The 536-nt window shown below is 45.5% G+C and carries 1 pseudogene; it reads left to right on the top strand.

Annotated elements, in window-relative coordinates:
• Positions 1-484 (top strand): annotated as a pseudogene (locus R7O13_RS30370) (pilus (MSHA type) biogenesis protein MshL); the annotation flags it as partial.
• Positions 485-536: the final 52 nt, after the last annotated feature.

The following is a 536-nucleotide window of genomic DNA, read 5'->3' as shown; positions in this document are numbered from 1 at the left end:
TAATGGTGAAAACTCTAATGCGGTTCCTGAAGTGGAACTGACGCCATTCTTCTCGGGCATTTCACTTGATGTGACGCCACAAATCGACAACAAGGGCAACGTGTTCTTGCATGTGCATCCAGCGGTCATTGAAGTCACAGAAGAAGTGAAGCAGTTAAATCTTGGTGGTGATTTTCAAAACATTCAATTGCCTTTGGCAAAAAGCTCGATTCGAGAATCTGATTCGGTCATTCGTGCGAAAGATGGCGATGTTGTGGTTATCGGCGGCTTGATGAAGCAACAAAATGTCGAGCAAGTGTCAAAAGTCCCATTCCTTGGCGACGTGCCAGCTCTGGGTCACTTGTTCCGCAACACTTCGAATGTGACACAAAAAACTGAGCTAGTTATTCTACTTAAACCGACCGTTGTTGGCGTGAACTCTTGGCAAAAAGAGCTAGAGCGCTCGCGTGATTTGCTGCAAGAGTGGTTCCCTGATGCGCAATAAGCGCAGAAGAAACGTTAGCTTTTCAAAGAGTTTGTGATTCGTTATGTACTTG

The organism is Vibrio sp. Y176, from assembly GCF_033438945.1.
This window is presented reverse-complemented; position numbering and strand designations above follow the sequence as displayed.